Source organism: Bradyrhizobium barranii subsp. barranii (assembly GCF_017565645.3).
GTDB classification, from domain to species: Bacteria; Pseudomonadota; Alphaproteobacteria; order Rhizobiales; family Xanthobacteraceae; genus Bradyrhizobium; species Bradyrhizobium barranii.
The window spans coordinates 2,587,501-2,609,094 of the sequence record NZ_CP086136.1 but is presented as its reverse complement, the minus strand read 5'-3'; the positions used below and the strand labels follow the sequence as shown (position 1 = coordinate 2,609,094).

13 protein-coding genes and 1 tRNA gene (1 of these 14 only partly in view) are annotated in these 21,594 nt (G+C 61.5%); 5 read left to right on the top strand and 9 right to left on the bottom strand.

Annotated elements, in window-relative coordinates; all coding sequences use genetic code 11:
* The first annotated feature begins 94 nt into the window (after nt 1-94).
* Complete coding sequence (locus J4G43_RS12620; protein ID WP_208084993.1) at nt 95-1,324, top strand: ABC transporter substrate-binding protein; 1,230 nt, start codon at nt 95-97, stop codon at nt 1,322-1,324.
* 125 nt (nt 1,325-1,449) lie between these two features.
* Here the strand turns inward: J4G43_RS12620 and J4G43_RS12615 are convergent, their stop codons facing one another.
* Nucleotides 1,450-2,427, bottom strand: coding sequence for a TAXI family TRAP transporter solute-binding subunit (locus J4G43_RS12615; RefSeq protein ID WP_208084992.1), 978 nt, complete (start codon nt 2,425-2,427; stop codon nt 1,450-1,452).
* A gap of 107 nt (nt 2,428-2,534) precedes the next feature.
* On the opposite strand from J4G43_RS12615, the gene J4G43_RS12610 reads away from it, so the two are divergent.
* The 4 genes from J4G43_RS12610 (at nt 2,535) to J4G43_RS12595 (ending at nt 9,865) form a co-directional block, all read left to right on the top strand.
* Nucleotides 2,535-3,512 (top strand): Bug family tripartite tricarboxylate transporter substrate binding protein, encoded by a 978-nt coding sequence (locus J4G43_RS12610; RefSeq protein ID WP_166103725.1) that lies wholly within the window; start codon nt 2,535-2,537, stop codon nt 3,510-3,512.
* Between the two features lie 345 nt (nt 3,513-3,857).
* A tRNA-Ile gene (locus J4G43_RS12605) sits at nt 3,858-3,933 on the top strand.
* A 420-nt stretch (nt 3,934-4,353) separates the two neighbouring features.
* Nucleotides 4,354-5,676 (top strand): epoxide hydrolase family protein, encoded by a 1,323-nt coding sequence (locus tag J4G43_RS12600; protein WP_208084991.1) that lies wholly within the window; start codon nt 4,354-4,356, stop codon nt 5,674-5,676.
* Between the two features lie 805 nt (nt 5,677-6,481).
* Nucleotides 6,482-9,865, top strand: a complete 3,384-nt coding sequence (locus tag J4G43_RS12595) for an adenylate/guanylate cyclase domain-containing protein (RefSeq protein ID WP_208084990.1) — start codon at nt 6,482-6,484, stop codon at nt 9,863-9,865.
* On the opposite strand, the gene J4G43_RS12590 is transcribed toward J4G43_RS12595, so the two are convergent.
* The 8 genes from J4G43_RS12590 to J4G43_RS12555 all read right to left on the bottom strand — a co-directional run.
* Nucleotides 9,855-10,109 carry a hypothetical protein gene (locus tag J4G43_RS12590; RefSeq protein ID WP_208084989.1) on the bottom strand — a complete coding sequence of 85 codons (255 nt, stop codon included), beginning with the start codon at nt 10,107-10,109 and terminating at the stop codon, nt 9,855-9,857. The genes J4G43_RS12595 and J4G43_RS12590 overlap by 11 nt on opposite strands.
* 9 nt (nt 10,110-10,118) lie before the next feature.
* Nucleotides 10,119-10,817, bottom strand: a complete 699-nt coding sequence (locus tag J4G43_RS12585; RefSeq protein ID WP_208084988.1) for a VOC family protein — start codon at nt 10,815-10,817, stop codon at nt 10,119-10,121.
* A 188-nt stretch (nt 10,818-11,005) separates the two neighbouring features.
* Complete coding sequence (locus tag J4G43_RS12580; protein WP_208084987.1) at nt 11,006-13,930, bottom strand: polyprenyl synthetase family protein; 2,925 nt, start codon at nt 13,928-13,930, stop codon at nt 11,006-11,008.
* A gap of 227 nt (nt 13,931-14,157) precedes the next feature.
* Entirely contained in the window at nt 14,158-14,622 is a 465-nt protein-coding gene (locus J4G43_RS12575) for a hypothetical protein (RefSeq protein WP_208084986.1), read from the bottom strand.
* 126 nt (nt 14,623-14,748) lie between these two features.
* Nucleotides 14,749-15,657, bottom strand: a complete 909-nt coding sequence (locus J4G43_RS12570) for an encapsulin (protein WP_208084985.1) — start codon at nt 15,655-15,657, stop codon at nt 14,749-14,751.
* Between the two features lie 126 nt (nt 15,658-15,783).
* Nucleotides 15,784-16,401, bottom strand: a complete 618-nt coding sequence (locus tag J4G43_RS12565) for a DUF3237 domain-containing protein (RefSeq protein WP_208084984.1) — start codon at nt 16,399-16,401, stop codon at nt 15,784-15,786.
* Nucleotides 16,402-17,331: 930 nt separating this feature from the next.
* On the bottom strand, nt 17,332-20,550 hold the full coding sequence (locus J4G43_RS12560) for a DUF3237 family protein (RefSeq protein WP_208084983.1): 3,219 nt from the start codon (nt 20,548-20,550) through the stop codon (nt 17,332-17,334).
* A gap of 241 nt (nt 20,551-20,791) precedes the next feature.
* The gene (locus J4G43_RS12555) for an IS3-like element ISRj2 family transposase (RefSeq protein WP_085967151.1) occupies nt 20,792-21,594 on the bottom strand; it runs 327 nt beyond the window's last position. Within the gene, nt 20,792-21,594 belong to an annotated coding region that runs on past the window's edge; the region does not span the whole gene.

Below are 21,594 nucleotides of genomic sequence, written 5' to 3'. Positions count from 1 at the left end.
GACGCCCGCCCCCAAATAGTTGCAAAAGAAACCAATTCAGCCGGGCCATACCCGGGCAACACCGGCCAACGAGCCGGATCAGGGGAGGACAAGCGTGAATCCAACGAGATTTGGACTGCCGGTCGCGGCCGGCTTTGCAGCGACGTTCCTGGCGGCGGCGCTGCTGCCGGGTGCGGCGTCGGCGCAGGTTTCCGACGACATCGTCAAGATCGGCGTGCTCACCGACATGAACGGCCCCGCCTCCGCGCCGACCGGCCAGGGATCGGTGACGGCGGCGCAGATGGCGATCGACGATTTCGGCGGCAAGGTGCTCGGCAAGCCGATCAGCATCGTGATCGGCGACCATCAGCTCAAGGCCGATATCGGCGGCGGCATCGCGCGGCGCTGGTACGACGTTGATCAGGTCGACCTGATCGTCGACGTGCCGGTCTCCGCGGTCGGGCTCGCGGTGCAGAACGTCGCCAACGAGAAGAAGCGGCTGTTCATCACCCACTCGACCGGCACCGCGGATTTCCACGGCAAGTTCTGCTCGCCCTACGCGATCCAGTGGGTGTTCGACACTCGCGCGCTCGCGGTCGGCACTGCGGATGCGGTGGTCAAGCGCGGCGGCGACAGCTGGTTCTTCATCACCGACGACTACGCCTTCGGCCATTCGCTGGAGCGCGACGCTTCCAGCGTCGTCACCGCCAATGGCGGCAAGGTGCTGGGCTCGGTGCGGCCGCCGCTGGCAACGCCCGATCTCTCGTCCTTCGTGCTCCAGGCGCAGGCCTCCAAGGCCAAGATCATCGGCATTGCCGCAGGTCCCCCGAACAACATGAACGAGATCAAGACCGGCTCGGAGTTCGGCGTGTTCAAGGGCGGCCAGCAGATGGCGGCGCTGCTGGCGCTGATCACCGACATCCACGGCCTCGGCCTGCAGGCCGCCCAAGGGCTGTTGCTGACGACGTCGTTCTATTGGGACATGGACGACAAGACCCGCGAATGGTCGAAGCGCTATTTCGCCAAGATGAACAAGATGCCGTCGATGTGGCAGGCCGGCGTCTATTCGAGCGTGATGCACTATCTCAACGCCATCAAGGAGACCGGCACCGACGACCCGCTCAAGGTCGCGGCGAAGATGCGGGAAAAGCCAATCGAGGATTTCTTCGCCCGCAACGGCCACTTACGCGATGACAATCTGATGGTGCACGATCTCTGGCTGGTGCAGGTGAAGACGCCGGAGGAGAGCAAATATCCGTGGGACTATTACAAGATCCTCACGACGATCTCGGGCGACAAGGCGTTCGGGCCACCGGACCCGGCGTGTCCGCTGGTGAAGAAATGACCGCGTAGAGAGAGGTCGTCGTCATGGCCGGGCTTGTCCCGGCCATCCACGATCTTTCGTGCGGCGCCAAGAACGTGGATGCCCGGGACAAGCCCGGGCATGACGATTGTCGATGCAGTCGCGTCCTATTTCACGACCCCGATCTCGCGAAAATACTTCATCACGCCCGGATGGATCAGCTCCGGCTTCGGCGCCGCTGCGACCGTGTTCGACGCCGTGGTCTCGCAGGCCTGCGCGAGCTGCTTGCAGAACGTCGCCTCGGCGCCGTGCAGCGTCTTCGCGAGGCGATAGGCGACATCATCGGACATGTCTTCGCGCGTGAGGACGAAACTCCACGAGCCGAGCGAGGCGATCGGCTCGGCCTGCTTCGGATAGGAGCCGGCCGGCACGGTGAGCGGCTTCAGGAACGTATGCTTGGCGCGGATGCGCGTGATCTCTTCAGCGGTCGGCGCGATGAAGCGGGCTCCTGACGCACTCGAGGCCACCGCGGCAAAACCGGGCCAGCCGATGCCGGCGCCCCACAACGCGGCGACGCGGCCATCCTCGACCATCGCGGGGCCATCGCCGGCGCGGTCGAGATAGATCGCCTTGAAATCCTCGTCCTGCTTGAGGCCGAGGCCATCGAGCACATAACGCGCCAGGATCGGCAGGCCCGAGCCTTTGGCGCCGAACGCGACGGGCTGGCCGACGAGATCGCGAATGGTCTTGTACGGACTGTCCGCCCGCACCACGAACATGCCGGGGTTGGAATAGATCGCGGTGAGTATCTTCAACCGCACAGGCGCGCGGCCGATGCCGGCAAAGGCCTCGTAGGCCGGCTCGCCCGCGACCAGCGCGAGATCGAGCTCGCCCTTCTCCAGCAGCGGAATGTTCTCGTTGCTGCCCTTGGTGTTGCGGGGTGCGATGGTGATTTGCGGATCGGCCGCGTTCATCGCTTCCGCAAAGGCGTTGCCATAGAGCGGAAAGCCGCCGCCGGGCGTCGCGGTGCCCAGGCTGAGTGTCGTGGTCGGAATGGCCTTGCCTCCGGTTTGAGCATCGGCGGGGCTTGCGAGTGGATTTGCGAGCAGCGCCGCGCCGAGAAGGATTGTGATTGCGAATCTCATGATGAGTCCCGGCCGCCCCGCGTCAACATCGACTTGCGGCGATGTAGGCAGCGGGCGGTTTTTGTGAAAGCATGCAGCCCAACGACAATAGAACAATGGGAGACGTCATGTTGCGAATTTTGCGTAACACTGTTTTTGGGCTGCTGTTTCTTTCAACTCTCCTCAACGCCTCCCCTCCCGCCTCCGCCGCCGGCTACCCCGACCGCCCCGTGCACTGGATGATCGGCTTCGCCGCCGGCGGCCCGGTCGACATCGTGGCGCGGATCATGGCGCAGGCGCTTTCGGATCGCCTCGGCCAACAATTCATCGTCGAGAACCGCGCCGGCTCCGGCGGTAACATCGCGGCCGCCGCCGCGATCAACGCAGCCCCCGACGGCTATACGCTCTTGTTCGTCGCGCCCAACAACGCGATCTCGACCTCGCTCTACAAGAAGCTGCCTTACGACTTCCTGCGCGACACCGTGCCGGTCGCAAGCATCATGCAGCTCACCAACATGCTGGTCGTCTCCAACGCGTTTCCCGCGAAGACGGTTCAGGAGTTCATCGACTACTGCAAGGCCAATCCCGGCAAGATCTCGTTTGCCTCGTCCGGCAACGGCACCTCGGTGCACATGTCGGCGGAGCTGTTCAAGGTGATGACCAAGTGCGACATGGTGCACGTGCCCTATCGCGGCTCGGCCATCGCCTTCCCCGACATCATCTCCAACAAGGTGCAGCTGATCTTCGACAATTTGCCCTCCGCGCTCGAGCAGTCGCGCGGCGGCACTGTCCGCGCCCTCGGCGTCACCTCGCCGCAGCGCTGGCCAACCGTGCCCGACGTGCCGGCGATCGCCGAGACCGTGCCGGGCTTCGAATCGGTCGGCTTCTACGGCATCTCCGCGCCGAAGGGCACGCCGCCCGAAGTGATCGAGATCCTCAACAAGGCCGTCGGCGAAGTCCTCAAGGACCCGAAGGTCATCGCGCGGCTGACCGAGAACGGCGGCATCCCGAAGCCGATGACATCAGCCGAGTTCGGCAAGCTGGTCGCCGACGAGACCGAGAAGTGGAAGAAGGTGGTGGAGTTCGCCGGGGTTTCGGTGGACTAGGGACGGCCCTGCGCGGCGTGCCGTAGCGCGCCGGCAAAGCATTCGGAGGGACCTGCAGGCCCCTCCGGAATCAAAATGTGCGAAAACAGCCCCATGCACAGTAGAAAAGTCGTGTGATCACAGTAGGTTACGAAAGTGAAAAAGCGGGCCTTCGCGAGCCGATTTGACTCGTCGGGCAAAACAGGAGCATAAGGGCATCGTCACCAATTTCGGTTATTCGAAAATCATTGGCAATGCTGCGCCAGGGGTTTCCATCCGCCGGAGCCAGCATTGCACCCCCGCCTCCATCCCTGTAAACGAACCGCGCACCGTTGCTGGCCGCACATCCGCGGCCGTCCCGCGGCGGGGCCTGTAGCTCAATGGTTAGAGCCGGCCGCTCATAACGGTCTGGTTGCAGGTTCGAGTCCTGCCGGGCCCACCAGCCTTCGCTCGCTTTGTCGCGCCAAATTGGGTCCGATTCGATTCCAAGGCTTCGCGTTCGGGCCAATACCGACCGTGAGTTCACTTTCGCTGACTACCATGCCGACGAACCTGGGGCATCACAGGGAGGTCGCGCGCTAATCGCGGATCACTTCGATGGCCGAGCGCTGGGGCCCTGGTTCAACAAGCTGCGCCGAGCAAGGATCGCTGAATTTGGCGGCGTGCCGTTCGCAAGTAGAGTAAAATCGTCAAGGCGAGCGGCAAACATCAGGCGTTAGAGCCCTGTGCGTGAGTGGGTTCGAGAGTTCCGCGAGTATGTGCGAGCCTACCGGGCCTATGTCTCGGCCAACCTTTTGTGGGTCAGAGCGACGCATCGCAGTTCACTAGTCTAGGAGCGGGCTTGTAAACAAGGAGGCCGAACATGACTGCAATCTCCTCTTCACCCACCCGGCGCAGCCTCCTCGCAGGGTCAGTCGCAACTGGTGCCGTCAGCTTGCTTCCAATACATTTCGTCGCCGCACGCGCGCAATCGAAGCAAGGAGGGTCCCCGTTTGGTACGACCAAAGCCGACGCAATTCTTCCCTTCCGCGTCAATGTCCGGGGTGAAGACCTCGCTAATCTCCGCCGGCGCCTCGCGTCCACGCGCTGGCCCACCAAAGAGCTCGTTGAGGATCGGTCGCAGGGTGTGCAACTGGCGACGCTGCGGGCGCTCGCCCGCTACTGGTCGACTGAGTACGACTGGCGCAAGTGCGAGGCACGGCTGAACGCGTTGCCACAGTTCACGACCGTGATCGACGGGGTGAAGATCCATTTCATCCACGTCAAGTCCCGGCATGAGAACGCGCTGCCGCTGATCATGACGCACGGCTGGCCTGGCTCGGTCATCGAACTCCTCGATACCGTCGGTCCCCTGACTGACCCGACCAAGTATGGTGGCACTCCCGACGATGCATTCCACCTGGTGCTGCCGTCCTTGCCAGGCTACGGCTTCTCGGGTGAGCCGACCGAACTCGGATGGGACGCCGCGCGCATCGCGCGTGCGTGGGCGGGGCTAATGGATCGCCTCGGCTACACGCGCTACGTCGCCCAGGGTGGCGACGTAGGAGCGGCAGTAACGGATGCGATGGGGCGCCAGGCACCCAAGGGACTTCTCGGCATCCACGTCAACTTGCTCGCGGGTGTGGCGGCAATGTCCGACAAGCTGCCCGCAGAATCCGAGAAGGAACGCGCGGCGCAGAAGGCGGCCGCGACGTTTAGGGCGAGTGGCTTTGGCTACTTCCTAGAGCAGTCGACGCGGCCACAGACGATCGGCTACTCCCTGCTGAATTCACCCCTCGGGCTCGCGAGCTGGATGCTCGACCATGACACGGACAGCTACTACAAGATTTCCCAAGCGTTCGTGGAGGGTAAGCCCGCGGGCAATCTCACCCGGGACAGCATCCTCGACAACATCACGCTGTACTGGCTGACGGGCACTGGGGCCTCGGCCGCACGGTGGTACTGGGAGGCCGGACAGGCCGCAGCCCGTGCGGCCGGCAAGTCTCCTCCTGCGGTCGCGGTTCCCGTGGGATTTTCGACGTTCCCCGGCGAAATCTTTGCTGCGCCCCGAAGTTGGGTCGAGATTATGTACCCCGGCCTCGCCTACTTCAGCGAGGTCGAACGTGGCGGACATTTCGCCGCCTGGGAGGAGCCGAAGCTGTTTTCAGATGAGGTACGCGCAGCCTTCAGATCATTGCGCAAATAACGGACCAGAGGCTCGACGGCTCGGGGTATTGCGACGAGACGCCAGCGCCCGGTCGAACCCGGATGGTGCGTGCGAACAGCTTTGGTGCCATTCCGACTTGCGTCGCAAACCGGCGCTGGAATTGACTGGCTAAGGCCGGATTTTGCAACACAGTCCTTGATCCGCGCGCGGCCGCCGGCGGCGACCATCATCCGGGACGAGAGGCCGATCGCGCAGTCCTGCGTGCCGCTTTCGAGCATCGACCCGACCCAGCGCTCGACAATGTCGACGCGCTGAGCAAAATCACTTGCCATCCGCACCGCATCGCCAAGCGCCTCGGCGGATTTGCCTAGTCTAGCGGGCAACATGTTTGCTACTGCGGCGGGTGTGGGCGGACGCAGCTGCGCTCTTGGATCGATGCGGTTGGATCGATGCGGTGTTCATCTGCATCGACTGCGTGAAGCAAGGTCGTCGACTTCCAGAGAACGGTCCGGTGCCCCGAGCGGCAAATCAATTTTGCCGGGGGGCCCGGGCAGGCGATCTTCGCCAGCGCATCGATCAGCAATTCGCTGGTCCGAGGTCCGCGCGGGCACGGATTCGGCAAACTGTCGGAATAGCGCCCGGGCCTGCTCCATGTCGAGCGTCGGTACGTCATGCATTGATTTGTTGGTCCTCTATACCAATCGCTAGCGCACAGGGCGGGCATTCAGGGCTCGATTGGTATCGCGATTCCGCGCCCGTGAGGACGTGCTTTCGCGGTCTTTCTTGTGTAATCTCTTTCTGTAGTCGTCGGGCCAACACTTAGATAGGCGACGCACGGATCACGGTGACCGCGGTGCAACAAATTGCGGACTGGCTCAAAAAGCTCGGCATGTCCGAGTATGCGCAGAGGTTCGCCGAGAACGACATTGATATGGCCGTTCTCCCCGACTTGACCGACCAACATCTCAAAGACCTTGGCGTTTCGCTCGGCCACCGGTTGAAAATGCTGCATGCGATCCGCGATCTCAGCAACGTCTCGGCTGCCGTAACGGCACCTTCTGCACTCGTGGATATCGAGCCAACTCGGCGAGACGACGCCGAGCGTCGCCAACTGACGGTGATGTTCACCGACCTCGTTGGCTCGACCGCGCTCTCGACCACGCTCGACCCAGAGGATCTGCGTTCGGTAATCGGCGCTTATCATAAGTGCGTCGCGGAGACGGTCGCCCGGTTCGACGGCTTCGTGGCCAGGTACATGGGCGATGGGGTGCTCATCTATTTCGGCTATCCCCACGCTCATGAGGATGATGCCGAGCGTGCCGTCCGCGCAGGACTGGCGATCATCGAGGCGATCGGCAATCTGGGTATCCAGGAGCCGCTCCGGGTGCGTATCGGGGTCGCGACAGGCTTGGTCGTGGTTGGCGATCTCGTTGGTGCCGGCGAGGCCCAGGAACGCGGGGTGGTGGGCGAGACGCCGAACCTGGCGTCTCGTCTGCAGGGGATCGCTGAGCCGAGCACGGTTGTCATCGCCGAAGGCACCCGAAGGCTGCTCGGAAACCTCTTCGAGCTACAAGACCTCCGGCCGCAGGACCTCAAGGGCATCGCCGCGCCAACGCGGGCCTGGGTGGCGTTGCGGGCGAGCTCCGTGGAGAGCCGCTTCGAGGCGCTACACGCGACTGGCCTGACTGCCCTCGTCGGGCGGGAAGAAGAACTCGAATTGCTTCTACAGCGTTGGGCCAGGGCAAAGACAGGTGAAGGCCAGGCGGTCCTGATCGCCGGTGAGGCTGGGATCGGCAAGTCGCGTCTCACTGCCGCGCTTCTGGAACGACTCACCGGAGAGCCGCATACGCGTTTGCGCTATGTCTGCTCGCCGCAGCACACCGACAGCGCGCTATATCCGATCATCGGGCAGATGGAACGTGCCGCCGGGCTGGCGCACGACGATACACTGCACGCGAGGCTCGACAAGCTTGATACCCTGCTCGCTCAGACCTCGACCTCGATCGGGGACGCTTCGCTCTTTGCCGAGATGCTGTCGCTTCCGAATGATGGACGCTATCCCGCCCTCAAATTGACCCCGCAGCAGCACAGGCAGCGAACATTCGAAGCGCTCATCTCACAATTAGAAGCGCTTACACGGCAAAGCCCAGTCTTGATAATCTTTGAGGATGCGCATTGGACCGATCCTACGAGCCTAGAAGCTTTCGGCCGGATCGTGGCCAGGATTGAGACCCTTCGCGCGCTAATGATTGTGATATTCCGCCCGGAATTCGATCCGCCCTGGATCGGGCGGCAGCACGTGACCGCCATGACGATCAATCGGCTGACGAAACACCAAGTCGGCGCCATGATCGACGGCGTAGTCGGCAGCAAGCTGCTGCCGGCGGGCATCAGGCAGGACATCATCGAACGTACCGATGGCGTCCCCCTGTTCGTGGAGGAGATGACGAAGGCAGTGCTGGAGGCGGAGGGCCACGGCGCAGTCGAACGCACGATTGCCGTCATTCCGTCCCCGGCCTGGGCAGTCCCCGCAAGTTTGCACGCCTCATTGATGTCGCGGCTCGACCGGCTCGGCCCCGCCAAAGAAGTGGCACAGATTGGCGCGGCGATCGGCCGGGAGTTTTCGCATGCTCTCCTGGCGGCGGTGGTGCGCGTGCCAGCGGCGGAACTGGGATCAGTGCTGAACCGTCTCATAAAGGCTGGTTTGCTTTTCAGGTTAGGCTCGCCGCCGAATGCAACTTACCTATTCAAGCATGCTTTGGTGCGGGACGCGTCCTATAGCACGTTGCTGCGCCAGCCCCGCCGCGCGCTCCATGCACGCATTGCCGAAGCAATTGAAAGCCAATTCGCCGAAACAGCCGAGAGCCAGCCGGAACGGCTAGCACATCACTGCACTGAGGCCGGGCTGATCGAGAGGGCGGCGGCCTTATGGGGCAAGGCGGGACAGCGGTCGCTAGCGCGTTCAGCGCTAGTAGAGGCGACGGTTCAGCTAATCCGCGCTCTTTCACAGATTGCGACGCTGCCGGGCACACCAGCGCTGCGTGGCGACCAGATCAAACTGGAGGTCGCGCTTGTGAATGCCTTGATGAACACCAAGGGCCACGCGGCCCCTGAGACTATCGCATCTCTCGATCGAGCCCGCGCCTTCATCGAGCAAGCGGAGTCACTCGGAGAGCCCCCTGAAGACCCGTTGCTCCTGTTTTCAGTCCTCTATGGGTTCTGGGTCACGAACTATATAAAGTTCAAAAGCGACGCTCTCCTCGACCTTGCGACAGAGTGCTTGGCGCTTGCCGAGAAGCAGGGAACAATGGTTCCGCTCATGCTTGGGCATCGTATTATGGCTACGTCTCTGACGTGTACGGGCGTCCTTGCAGAAAGTCTGGCACATTACGATCAGGCGATCGCGATCTACGAACCCGCCGAGCATCGTACGCTGGCGGCTCGATTTGGCCAGGACATTAGGGTCGCAGCCCTATCCTATCGGTCCTGGGCTCTATGGCTTCTTGGCTTCCCGGAGGCTGCAGGCAGAGACGCTGAACAGGCGCTCAAGGAAGCGCGCGAGATCGGCCAAGCAGCCACTTTGATGTATGCCCTGTTCCATACATCCTTTACGCATATCTGCTGCGGAAACTATGCGGCAGCAAGCGCCGAAGCTAATGAACTTGTCCCCCTGGCAGACGAGAGAGGTTCATTGTTTTGGGGGTCGCTCGGAATGGTGGTCCAAGGTTGCGTCTTGGCCCTCACTGGGAAGGCCTCAGACGCGGTCCATGTGATCGACTCGGGTATCATCGCACGTCGGTCAACGGCGGCAACAGCGCTAGTGCCATTCTGCTTGTCGTATCTGGCGGGCGCTCATGCTGAACTCGACCACTTCGATGAAGCACGGGACTGCATTCGCGAAGCGATGACCCAGGTAGAAACAACCAAGGAAAGTTGGTTTGAGGCCGAGATCAAGCGCATGGCAGGCGAAATCGAGCTATCGTCGCCCAACCCAAACGCAACGAAAGCGGAAGAATATTTCGAACATGCGCTGGCGGTCGCTCGTCAGCAGCAGGCAAAGTCCTGGGAACTGCGTGCGGCTGTGAGCATGGCGCGGCTGTGGTACGATCAGGGCAAACGACAGCAGGCCCACGATATTCTCGCCCCGGTCTATGGTTGGTTCACCGAGGGTTTCGACACGCTGGACTTGAAGGAGGCCAAATCGCTGCTGGAGCAGCTCAAGGCATGAGCGAGAGCAGCGAAACGTCGCGCAATTGATCGCTCGAACAGGCGCGCGCATCGATGCCGCCATGACCGCAACCATCGATTTCAAAGGATCGCCGCGCGATGTCGGCGGATCGAGCTTGGCCGCCAAGCCTCGCAAACCGGCCGCGCTCGTTCGGCGTGATGCCGGTGCAGCGGATCGCGATCAAGGCTAATGCGCCGCCGTCAAAGGCGAGCATGCCGCCACATACCGTGCGTCGCGCCGCCACGAAAATACATCACCGGAATCGCATAGTTCGGAGCAAGTGCGAACCGATTGCTGCCTTTGCGACAGGCCCTATCAGGTGACGAACGGGCCTGGCCTTGCCGTCCCAAGTGGCCGCTGCTTGCATAACTTTTGCGAACATCTCGCGGATACGGGGCTGGAACTCGATCAGTTCTACGATCTCGCAACCCCCCGCGATGGAATTGCGCACTGCGTTTGCTTTTTCAGGCGCCACCTCTCCAAGACGAATTCGTTCCATCAGAGGACCGGCGCGAGCAGGCAGGGAAAAATAGGTGAAGCGGGCGCCCGAAAAAGACATCATCTGCTGGATCGTCGCGCCACACGCCTTGGTCTGCGCGACGGACCGCTGGTAATCGTGCGGCGCGACGCAAAAACCGCAGTGCTGAAGACCGCTCCTTCCGGCCGCAAGGAAGGCGCGCCAGCTTGACGGCTCATTGTCGAGCGGCTGAATAAGCTCCAGCTGCACCCCGCCGACCTGGCAGAATCCGAACATGATCAGCGGGCGTGAGGGCCTCTCCAGATACTTGTTATCAGTGACCACCACCGGACCAACCGTGAGCCAGGGCCCGATACCCTGGTCTATCCAGCCCTTGATGGCTTGCTCAAGATCGGGCACCACATAGCCGAGCTGATCAGCGCTTTTCTCAAGGAACGGGATGTCCGCATCGATTGGCTTGCTGAGGCGCTCCATACGATTCTCCGGTGCTGCCGAACGTTGTCGCGCAGACGTTCCGCGACAACTTACTATAACCCTGGAAAATTGCAGTAGGACGGCTGTGCCGCGGTCGCGCGCAGATCCAGCTTTCCTGGCGGGACTCAATCAAGGGATCTAAGAGCAATCGGGTTACGATGTCCCCATTCATTCCAACCTGAACCCGATTACGCGTCGCGCTGGGTCAGGAAGTTTATGCAAGTGCGCAGCCATTCGAGGTCTGGACCTGCAGGCACACCGGCGAACGCCGAGTTGTGGAATTCGCGCGCTGCAGCCTCTGCAAATTCGGCTGCCGCTCGCTGCGCCCATGGGATGCTCCCGCCGTCCGCGATGATCTGATGTAGCCTCAGCACTTCGCGCGGCAAACGTCGCTCGCGGGGCCGCGCCAGAAAGGTGCTAATCCACGCACGGTCAGTGGGATTCGCCCGACCCAGGGCGTGCGCGAGCAGAAGCGTCCGTTTGCCTTCCCAGAGATCTCCGTCGATCTCCTTGCCGTAACGCCCAACGTCCCCAACCAGGTTAAGAACATCGTCGGTGATCTGGAAAGCCAGTCCAAGCAGATAGCCAAACCGATCAAATCGACCGAGATTCTGGTCCTCGCCGTTGGCAACGAGTGCACCAATCCGCATGGGGTGAATGAAGCTGTACCAGGCCGTTTTCTTGAGCACGAGCCGCAGATAATCGTCTGTCGTAACTGTGAGATCATTGTCTCGTACCCATCCTAGTTCGTTGGCCTGCCCCTCCAAGGTCTCGACGACCATGTGATCGACTTCGTCGAAGATGCGCAGCGCCGTCACCGGGCCGAGCCGCTCGCCGGTCTTGCGGAAAAGGCGCATAGCGAGTGCGTTCATGGAATCGCCGGTGTTCACGGCAATTGGAATCCCGGCGCGACGATGCATTGTCGCAACGCCACGCCGCCAGTCGCTACCGTCTTCAATATCGTCGTGCACGAGAAATGCATTGTGCAGCATTTCCAGGCCGGCGGCGGCAGGAAACGCATCCTCCGCGCGGCCGCCCAGCGCTCTCGCGGTCGCGATGCAGAGGGCAGGACGAAGGCCCTTGCCTGACCGGCCCATGAAATCCGTCACGAGCCCATACAGGTGGCGCTGCGGTTCCCACGTCGGTACACCTTCTGTGAGCATATCGGCCAGCATGTCGCGATACCACACCAGGCGGTCCAGGAAGCCGGCCGGGCCTACGATCTCGCCGGCCAATGGCACAGTGTCCGCGACCTTGATCAACGCATCCTGCAGGGTGGGCACATCAACCAAGCGGCGCGCCATCGTCGCCGGGTCGACCGTATCAAGCGCGCCGACATCATCCGCGGCGGCACTGTGCGGGTCGAGCGTGTCGGCGACGGCATGGGTGAACGGCGATACCTGCTCGAGCAGGGAGCTCGCCTGCTCCAGGAGCGGCGACGCACCGCGTAAGGCGTGAGCAGCTACCTGCGCGAGTGAAGCGTCCCACGGCAGGCCGGCCTGGTATCGCGCAGCATCGTGCAGCCGCCATGGCAGGAGGATTTCAGGTTCGTGCAGCGGCCACAGCTCACAGCGGCTTCCGTCGAATTTCACGGCGTCAAGCAGCCCATTCACTGCGCGCCGAGCCGCCTCATTGGCTGCCTCCATCGTCGCGAGGTCGGTATGCGTGCGAACGTAGTCCGACGCCAGAAAGAGGTTTGGAATGGCGGTGGTCGCCTCGGGACGCAAGACCCAGGTTTCGACGTGATTCACCAGCAGCGGCTCGGAATTCCGCAGCCAGCCCGGGCGCGCGGGATCGTTCTCAATGTTTGCGCTGAGGAACCACGAATGCAAATCCTCATCGCGCAGCACTTCATCACCGGCATCATTGACCGAGCGCTTCAGTTGATTCCATGTCTCGCGCACCACTTCTTCACGCGAGCACCGCATAGCTGGGCGTCCGTCCGATCCCGGCGCCGTCCAATCGGAAAGATCGACCGAGAGGATGCCGTGCACATCGCTGTCTCGGAACAGCTCAGACGGCACATCACGCCAGAACTGAAGCTGCGAGATGCTCGTGAGCGCCCATTCGGTGTCGATGTGAATCACGTGCCCGTGCGCCGACGGCACCGCGCGGTGCAGATAGAACTGTACGCCGTTCATCCACTCCAGGTTCGGAGCCAGCGCGCGCAGGTTGGCGAGCGTCGGGTCGGCAGCTGCCAGGCGGTCGCTCACCAGGGGGGCGATGTCCTCGAGCGGGAGCGCCGCCACGTAGTGGTCGCCGTGCACCGTGATGCGCTGGCCCTGCTGGCGAGCGACGACGCCGGTGATCCGTCCGCTCTCGTAAAGGATCTCCTCGACCCGCGCGTTCTTGACGTACCGCACCCCTCTCGATTCGAGATACGCAAGCCACGGGTCGATCCAGACGAGATTCGTTGGCCCATCAAGCACGCGATCAGTCGATCCCGCGATCGGGTTCAGGATCGTGAGCACCAGCTGCACAAAGATGTCGCCGATAGTGCGCGCGCTGGCCTTGCGCGCTTTGGACGCCACCAGCGAGCGCGTAATGCCGGTAGCGAGGAACTTCTGGTATGACTCCGACCGCTGCTCGGCGCCGACGAACTCCCACCAGCTCGTGCGTTCGTATTCTGCGAGCCGGCGCTGGTGGCACGACGTGAGTATCTGCCAGACGCGCGCACCGAAGAATGCCAGATCGTCGGGAGTGAGGCCAGTGGAGTGTTCGAACAACAGCAGGATGTCCCGCAACATGGTGCCGGCATCGCGGGGCGAGAGCGGAAAGCCCGCCGGTACGACGAACGGGGGCTCGTCGTATTGCGTGAACTCCAGCCGCGTGGTCGGCACCAGGTGATCCGCCACCTTGCGCCCGTCAAACGACGGTATGCGGCGCATTGTCTCGATTACGTGCTTGTAGAAACCTGGGAAGAATCGAAACCCGTGCTCGCCGGGCACCCGATGCTGGATCGACGCCCCAGCGCCATCGGCGAGATGATGTCCACTGGTGTCCTCGCCCTCGTGGATGACGGGAATGCTGCGGGCCTTGCCTCCCGGAATATCGCCGCTCTCGAGCACCACGACATCAAAGCCGCGCTCGACCAACTCGTGCGCGGCACTCATGCCGGCGACACCGCCGCCCAAGACGATAACTTTAGTAGGCATGCTTCACCGAGCCATGACCACTTAGTTCGACTTTTAGCCAGCTTTGGAGGCGTCACCGATCGCGCGGGACGCGACACATCGGATCACTCTCGACGATCTCGCGAGCACTTTCAAGCACGAGCTTCATTGCCCAAAGTTGCCAAACGTACGCCAGCAGCCATCTGTATTTGACCAAGTAGAAAAGTTCACGGTTTCTTGGCTGCGGCTTCCTCGGTCTCGATCTTCTCAAGCTGAGCCTTTGCCAGGTCGGCGTAGAATCCCTTGGGATGATGTTTCAAAAACGTTGTGACCGCAGTCCTGTTACCGATCTGCAGCGCGAGCCCAAGGTCGCGCCCTGGATCGGCCTGCGGATTGGCCTTAGCGGAAGCCGCAGGTTTGGTGTCTGATTCAAACCGACGGAATTTTCCTGCTTTCAGATCATATGCGAGGTCAGCGATGGACGCCCCGTGTACGTCAATTAAGTTAATGAACAATAGACCGTCATCGAGGTTGGGCGCTTCCACGGTGAACTCGTCTTTCTGGCGTTCCGGTTCGATTAGCGTGTCCTCGTTGATCCTCACTCTTCTGGTTTGTCCAATTGTCTCCCCGGCCTCCTCCTCTGTCATCGCATGGACAGATTTCAAAACCGCAGTGTTTATTGCGATTTGCATTTGCATCTCCTCCTAGTTTTGTACCGAGGTGAGTAGCGATCAAGTGAGCTTGGCCCCGAGACATTGTCCGTACACGCCGCGATCGTCGGAAATGTCAATCGCTATGGTGCCCCGAAGTCGCGGCACCTAATCAATCAGCCGTACGATCGCTTCGGGTTCCTTGATGCGGAGCGCCATCTTTTCGCACACACGGAAGACGAAATTCGGCTCGGCTGTGACCTGCAAGAACTGGACGCATACGTCTGTGGCGATGACTAGCTCGACTGGCTCGCCGCCAAGTGCCACAACCACGCCGTTTGCAACGCCGGGAGCCGCATTAAGCGTGGACGAGCGGAGCAGCGGACCGCCGCCCAGAAACGGGAGGATGCGATCTTGCGCCAATACAAGAGCCGGCGATGGCGTCTGAGCGACAAGAAACAGCGCCTGGTCAAGCACCACCGCGAACGGTCCGAAGTGGCCCTGCGCTTCCAGGAGGCCAATGGCCTGGGCTACCCCGACCACCAGCCGCGCGTCTTTGGTTGCGAGCGGCACCGCTGCAATGTCAACCTCCGGCACCTGAGAGAATCGGTGTGGGATTGTCCAAAGTCCACGGCTTTCCTGGCCGCCGGTGATTTCCCAGACCCTTTGCCGTGGGCCGACACTTATGGGAGGGGCAAACCTATCATCCGGTCCCTTGTTTGCCGGGTCTGGCACCAATCCCCTGAAGACGACGGCGTCCTCAAGACGAGCCAGTACGCTGGCAGCGCGCCGGAATAAGGCCAGCACGCTGGTCATCTCCGGATCGGCCATCTGCGCACCGCGCACGGTCACCCTTACCTGTAACGTCGCCAATTGGATGACACGCCTGTCCTGAATAGTCATCGCATCCGGCGGGATACGTTCCCGCCTCACGAAGTCGGTATCCCCGGGCAGCGGTCCAAGCAACGGAAGGAACGTCGCCGCGATCCGCACGCGGCTAGCTTCCTCTTGAACGGCTTTGTTGACGCGAGCCCACTGCTCGTCGGTCCAAGGCACTTGCGGATTATCGGTTGTCATCTCAGAGGCCCCCCTAATTAGATACATCGGGAACGAGATGTCGTTTGTGCTTGCGCACGAACGCAAATATCTTGAACTCAAAACACCGTCGGTGTGCACTCCACGAGTGCGGCTTCGAATAAGTCTTCACTCTACATGTTTTGCTGCCCCCGCCGTTACGACGTATATGTCGTACGCGGCGCGAAGCGTCTTCATGTCCACTCTGCCAACGCCAATACACTGGGCGCGGTTGAGCCAGGCGAGTTCTTTGTCAGCAGTCGCGTAGGTCGGAGCAAGAACGAACGGCGGCAATATACCGAAGTCGCCGCGGATGGCACGTGCGTAGCCGTCCGCACCCAGGTCTAGGATGCCATCATACAAGCAGTCGATCCGCGCACCAGACCGCGTCTGCAGACACTCCGTCACGTTGACTATTCCAACACCGTCCTTGCGGATGCGCAGCCAGTTGACCCCGCCGGGCCGGACGATCCCCTCGAAGCGCGGCCCAACGAAGCGTCCCTCCGTGACGTGCAAGTTGATCCGCAGTCCATCCGGCATAACGCCTATTACTTCCGTACGGATGGCCACCGTGCCGGCCCAGAGGAACGTGGCATCCCAGTCCCAGCGGGGCTCGCCTGCAGGTAGAGCAGCGGTCTCGACCGGGGCCGCTCCGCAACCCACCTGGTACCGGGGACATTTGGCGGACTCCCGTAGGCGCGGAGAGATCGGCTGGCCGGCAAAGCCAAGCACCGGCAGAAACTCCACCGTTCCGCCGGATTGGCCCGGCAGGAGCGCCCGGAATAGCCGACCGTTCGCACCGTGGACGCGCGGGGCGGATTGCCCGATTGCCTGACGGACCGGGCCTCCGTTCACCCGGTACTCTACCGTGACAGCGTGACCCGGCCGCACTGGAGAGACCGCTACCGTGACCGATGCCGGGGTTCCCGGAGAAATCACCGCGGGGGGCACGGGCGTATCCGCCTCGCCCCATCGCAACTCCGAGCCGTCCCGTGCGCGCTGCATCGAAGGCATGCATGCTGCCGTAGCTAAAGCTTCATCCGTTTGCAGCGTCAGGGAAGGCGCCGGAAGAAACCGGTCACACGCCGGAATAGGCGAGGGCTTTGCCGCAGCTTCCGCGAAAACGCACGGCCGTCTATCGACGAATCCGCGCGACGGGGAATTCACCGGACGCTCCGCGGCGTGAGATCGAGACCCCGGCGCACCCGCCATGCTTCGTCTTCCTCGGCGAGGATTTCGAGTGCGCGCGCAATGAGATCGCCGGGATTGGTCACCATGGGGGGTGTGCAAGCCGCCGCCTGCCGCACCGAGGAGTCTCCCAAGCGCGCAGCGTTTTGGCGTGCTGATTGAAGCGCGTCAAAAGGTTGTCGAAGAAGGCCGCGCTTTTGGGCCGCCCCGGTCTGGACGCCAGCCGCATCGGCAAGTTCCGGTAAACGCGACAGCGGCGACGCCCCCGGAGGAGAGAGCCCCGAGTCTTCGACCGCGCTTTTCGATCCATAGCATTTGCCTTGCATTTGCTCGACCGACTTCGGATCCTGGTTCTGTCTAATAGACTACATTGTATTGCGTGTACAGGACAGGGGCTGCTGCCGGTAGTTGGGCGACCTGCTGGATCTCCCCACGCCGGCGCCAGCCCGCTTGCGACGGCGAAAAACCGCTTGCCAGCGGCGCGATACGCTATCGCAAGGCGGATCTGTAGAACCCGATATCGTCTTGGATCACTGCGTCCAGTCCGACTGGTACGCGAGCAGGATTCGCCAGATCAAGCTTCCGAAACGCGATCTTGTCGCGCCAGACCTTTCGCAAAAAGTCCTCAAATACGAGAATTGTCAGTCGTTCACCCGCACATCGTCGGTATCCAAAGCCGAACGGAGCAAAGCCGGCATAGTCACAAACCGGATAGCTTCGTTCGTCCGCAACGACAAATAACGTGCCGAAGCCGCTATTTGTAATACGGGCATTTCGTCCGTCCTTGATCTTGAAACTGGTGATGTCAAAGGGACACCGTGCCAGGCCGATTTGCCGACATTTGTCATCGTTGATCTGCGCGCTGGTCGGGACGCGGAGATATCGTTGCGGATCGAACGTATTCGGATCCGTCCAGTGAACCGGATCCAGGCTGGTGCTGGCATGCGGTGTGGATACATAGCTGTCCCTTTCAAACGGCATGTCGAGCTTTTGCTGCGGAGCCTCCCCGCGGACGCTTGATCTCGCATCATGGATGGCGGAGACGCTGCCACCGTTCGGCGAAATCACGCGAAACAATTCCATTACGAATAGCTCAAGTGGCGAGAAAGACGCACCTCCGGCAGTGTCGAAATTTCCGCTCATTGTCTTCTGAAATGATGCTCGCACAGCCTGGTCGCCGCGGTCTTCCGACAGGAGCGACATGACCCGGAAAATCGCATTGCCCCATTGGCTTAGCGCGACGAAATCGTGGAGGCACTCAATGACCATGTCCTTCTTGCTGAAATGACCGCCGTCCTGGGCATTCTTCAGCCAATGCCAAGCCATGGTTCTCTCGGGATTTTTGATTTTGCCCGATTGGATATCGTCGATGCGTTTGCCGATCCACGATTTGAGAAAATCCTGAAGCTCACGAACCTTCATATAGTTTTGGTAGGTAACTGGCAGCAACGGATCCCGATAGGCAAAGACCGTATTGAACGCCTCTCCTATTTCACGAACATCACGGGGAATATCGCTGCCAACAAGTCCAAGGTGAAGGTCCCAATAGAGGTCGAAATAGTGGTCGAGGTAATGCTGCATGAATGGCCTGTCAGCGAATTTCTGATCTAAGAGCTTGTCAAAAAAAGCTGTAACTTTGGCGCGGTACATCGGCTTATAGAGATCGGGCGTCACCGCCGAAAAATAGATTCGCTTGCGAAGATTATTCTCACCCCGCTTCTCGAGACCTTGCAGGAAAACCATCACGCCCTCCTCAGGGGTCGGTTTCCAGTCACGATAGATGAGGCCAAAACGATCACGAGGGAGTGCATTCTCCTTACTGAAATTAAGGTCAATCATTGGCAACAGGGGCCGCTCCCCTTCGTAAACGTTCGTCAGGAAGAACGGTATGACGACTTTCTCGACGTAGATCGGATCGAAATTGGCAGGAATCGCGGCGCGAAAACGTTCAACCGCGGTGATGATCTGCTCCGGTATCGGTGACTGTGCTGCAGCGCTGGACGCCTCTTGTGCTCGCTCCCCCACCCGCACCACGTACATGTCGAACTGCGCGCGAAGCGCGCTCATGTCCACCTTCCCCACACCGATGCACTGGACGCGGTTGAGCCATTCGAGCCTCGGATCCGCAGTCTCGTATGTCGGTGTGACCACGGCGGAGATTTGCTGGTCATACTCACCGCGCAGCGCCTGAGCGTAGCCGTCGGGACCAAAATCGGCGACCCCACCGTAGGCGCCGTACACGCGAACACGGTCCCGCGTCTCGAAACACGCCCGGACGTTGACGATCGCAATTCCATCCGGGCGGATATGCATCCAATCCGCCGCGCCGGGTAACACGACGGCATCGTGACCCGGCCCAACGAAGGTCCCTTCCGTGATGTGCCAATTGACCCGGAGGCCGTCGGACATTGGGCCGACCAATTCTTTGCGGAGCACTACCTTCAATGATCCGAGGAAGCTCGTATTCCAAGCCAAGCGGGATGGGGCAGAGGCGGCCTCTTCGGATGCCCCCCAACGAAGGCGCGAGCCGGCGCTTGCCATTCCCTCGCATGCAGCCGAACTGTCGCGGGCGCAACGCGGGGTCTGATCCGCCAGGCCGGTGATCACCCCCCGCACCTTGGGAAAAAAACCCAGCACTTTGGGCGTGAAGCCCCATGCGAGAAGGGTCCGACCTTCTTCCGAGCTCCGGTCGAAGTGCAAAGATCCTGGCATCACCGGCTGCAGCCGAGGGGCGACATCGCTTCGCCACTGCCAGCAAACGACCGGCTCCTGCCCGATGCGCGCGACCGCCGGGTAGACGCATTCGGTACCGCGCGGAAGCGCCTGCAGCGTGACGCCGGCTGTTTTGGCCGCCTGTGCTAACACGGACCCGTATGCCGTCGGATCCCCGGTTAGCTCCAGGTCTCCCTGGACGACGCCACGTCTGTGCTGGTCTTTGATCGATAAGTGAAGCCGGCGTCCGTTGCACGCCATGTCGATGGTCCCGGGCCGCTTGTCGGTACCCATGCGCTCGCGGCCGACGTCGATCGCAACCTGGGTCGTATCGAGCAGTCGGAACATGTACATCCGCGCTTTGTTCTCATACACCGCTGCTGCGGGATCGAACGATCCATCAAGCATCACAAGCACGCTCGATGCGCCGTTGGAGGCCGCCCTCAGGGACGCCTGGCTTTCGGGAGCGTTGTCCGCCACGGCAGCAACCACTATGAACATAGCGGCATACGGCCCGATCGAGGTGTCGGTGAACTTATTCGACCAGAGCTGTGCGACAGCCGCGTGCCTGCCGTCCGCGTACTTCAAGGTTATCGGCCTGTAGCCACTGCCGGCCAATGCGGCATTCACGAGAGGTACATTGGAGCACTCGCCGTAGAGGTGCACCATTTGACCGTTATAATACTGAAGCTCATTCGGCACGACTGCGCCGCTGGCGGTCGTATAGGTCTTGCCCGTGATGATGTACTTGTCGAAGAGTGGTTCGTACCGCTCATTATCGACATCGGACGGTGGCGGCACGAACGCGTCCAAAGTCAACTTGCTCTTCGCTTCTCGGGACAGTTGCTGCTCGAAGGTGCGAAGGACTTCTTGAACGTCCTCTTTGCTATGAGGAATCTGCAAGAGTCGAATGACATCCGAATTTCCGAGCTCGCCGGCTGCGGCGAGCCGAGAGGCCTCGCGGATCATTCCGCTGCTACGAATCGCTGTGCCCACGCTGGTCTCCCTTGAATAGAATGAACCGCGCCAGGAGCCGCGCCGCTTTGTCCGTTCGAACCATTATTCCTGAGCGCGAATGTCGGAATTTATAAAGAGCTGGCCCCGGTTGTTTGGACAGCGCCCCGCTGGATTTAAGTGGATTCCTGCCGGGTTATGCTGAACGCGGGGCTTTACGGTTTTGTCGTTGCGTCGGGAGGGCGTAGCCCGACCAGAGCGACGACAAAACCGTCGGCGACGGTCATGCGGCCATCACCATAGCTTGCGTGCCGAAGTAAGCCTCGTCGGGCGTGCGCCCGTCAAGGCTCGAGTGAGGGCGTCCCTGATTGTAGAAGGCCAGATACTTGGCAATTGACGCTCGCGCCTCGGACACGCTGTCGTAGGCGCGGAGATATACTTCTTCGTATTTGACCGTGCGCCAGAGCCGCTCGACAAACACGTTGTCGCGCCAGGCGCCCTTGCCGTCCATGCTGATGGCGATCTTCGCGTCCAGCAGCACATCGGTGAACTCGAGGCTGGTGAACTGGCTGCCCTGATCCGTGTTGAAAATCTCGGGCCTGCCGTGCTTCGCCAACGCCTCCTGGACCGCTTCGACGCAGAAGGCCGCCTCCATTGTGATCGAGACGCGATGGGCCAGGACCCGTCGGCTGAACACATCGACGACCGCCGCGAGATAGACGAAGCCACGCCGCATCGGAATGTAGGTGATGTCCATTGCCCACGCATGGTCGGGCCGCTCGATCTTCAATCCGCGCAACAGGTACGGGTAGATCTTGTGACCCGGAGCCGGCTTGCTCGTGTTCGGGCGACGATAGACCGCCTCGATCCGCATGCGCTTCATCAGCGTCGCGATGTGGCGGCGACCGGCGTATACGCCCTCCCGCCGCAGCAACGATCGCAGCATACGCGCTCCCGCGAAGGGATAATCGAGATGCAGCTCATCGAGCCGACGCATCAAGGCAAGGTCCTCGGCCGAAACTGGCCGAGGTTCATAGTAGACCGTGCTGCGAGCCAGCTTCAGGACCTTCGCCTGGCGCACGATAG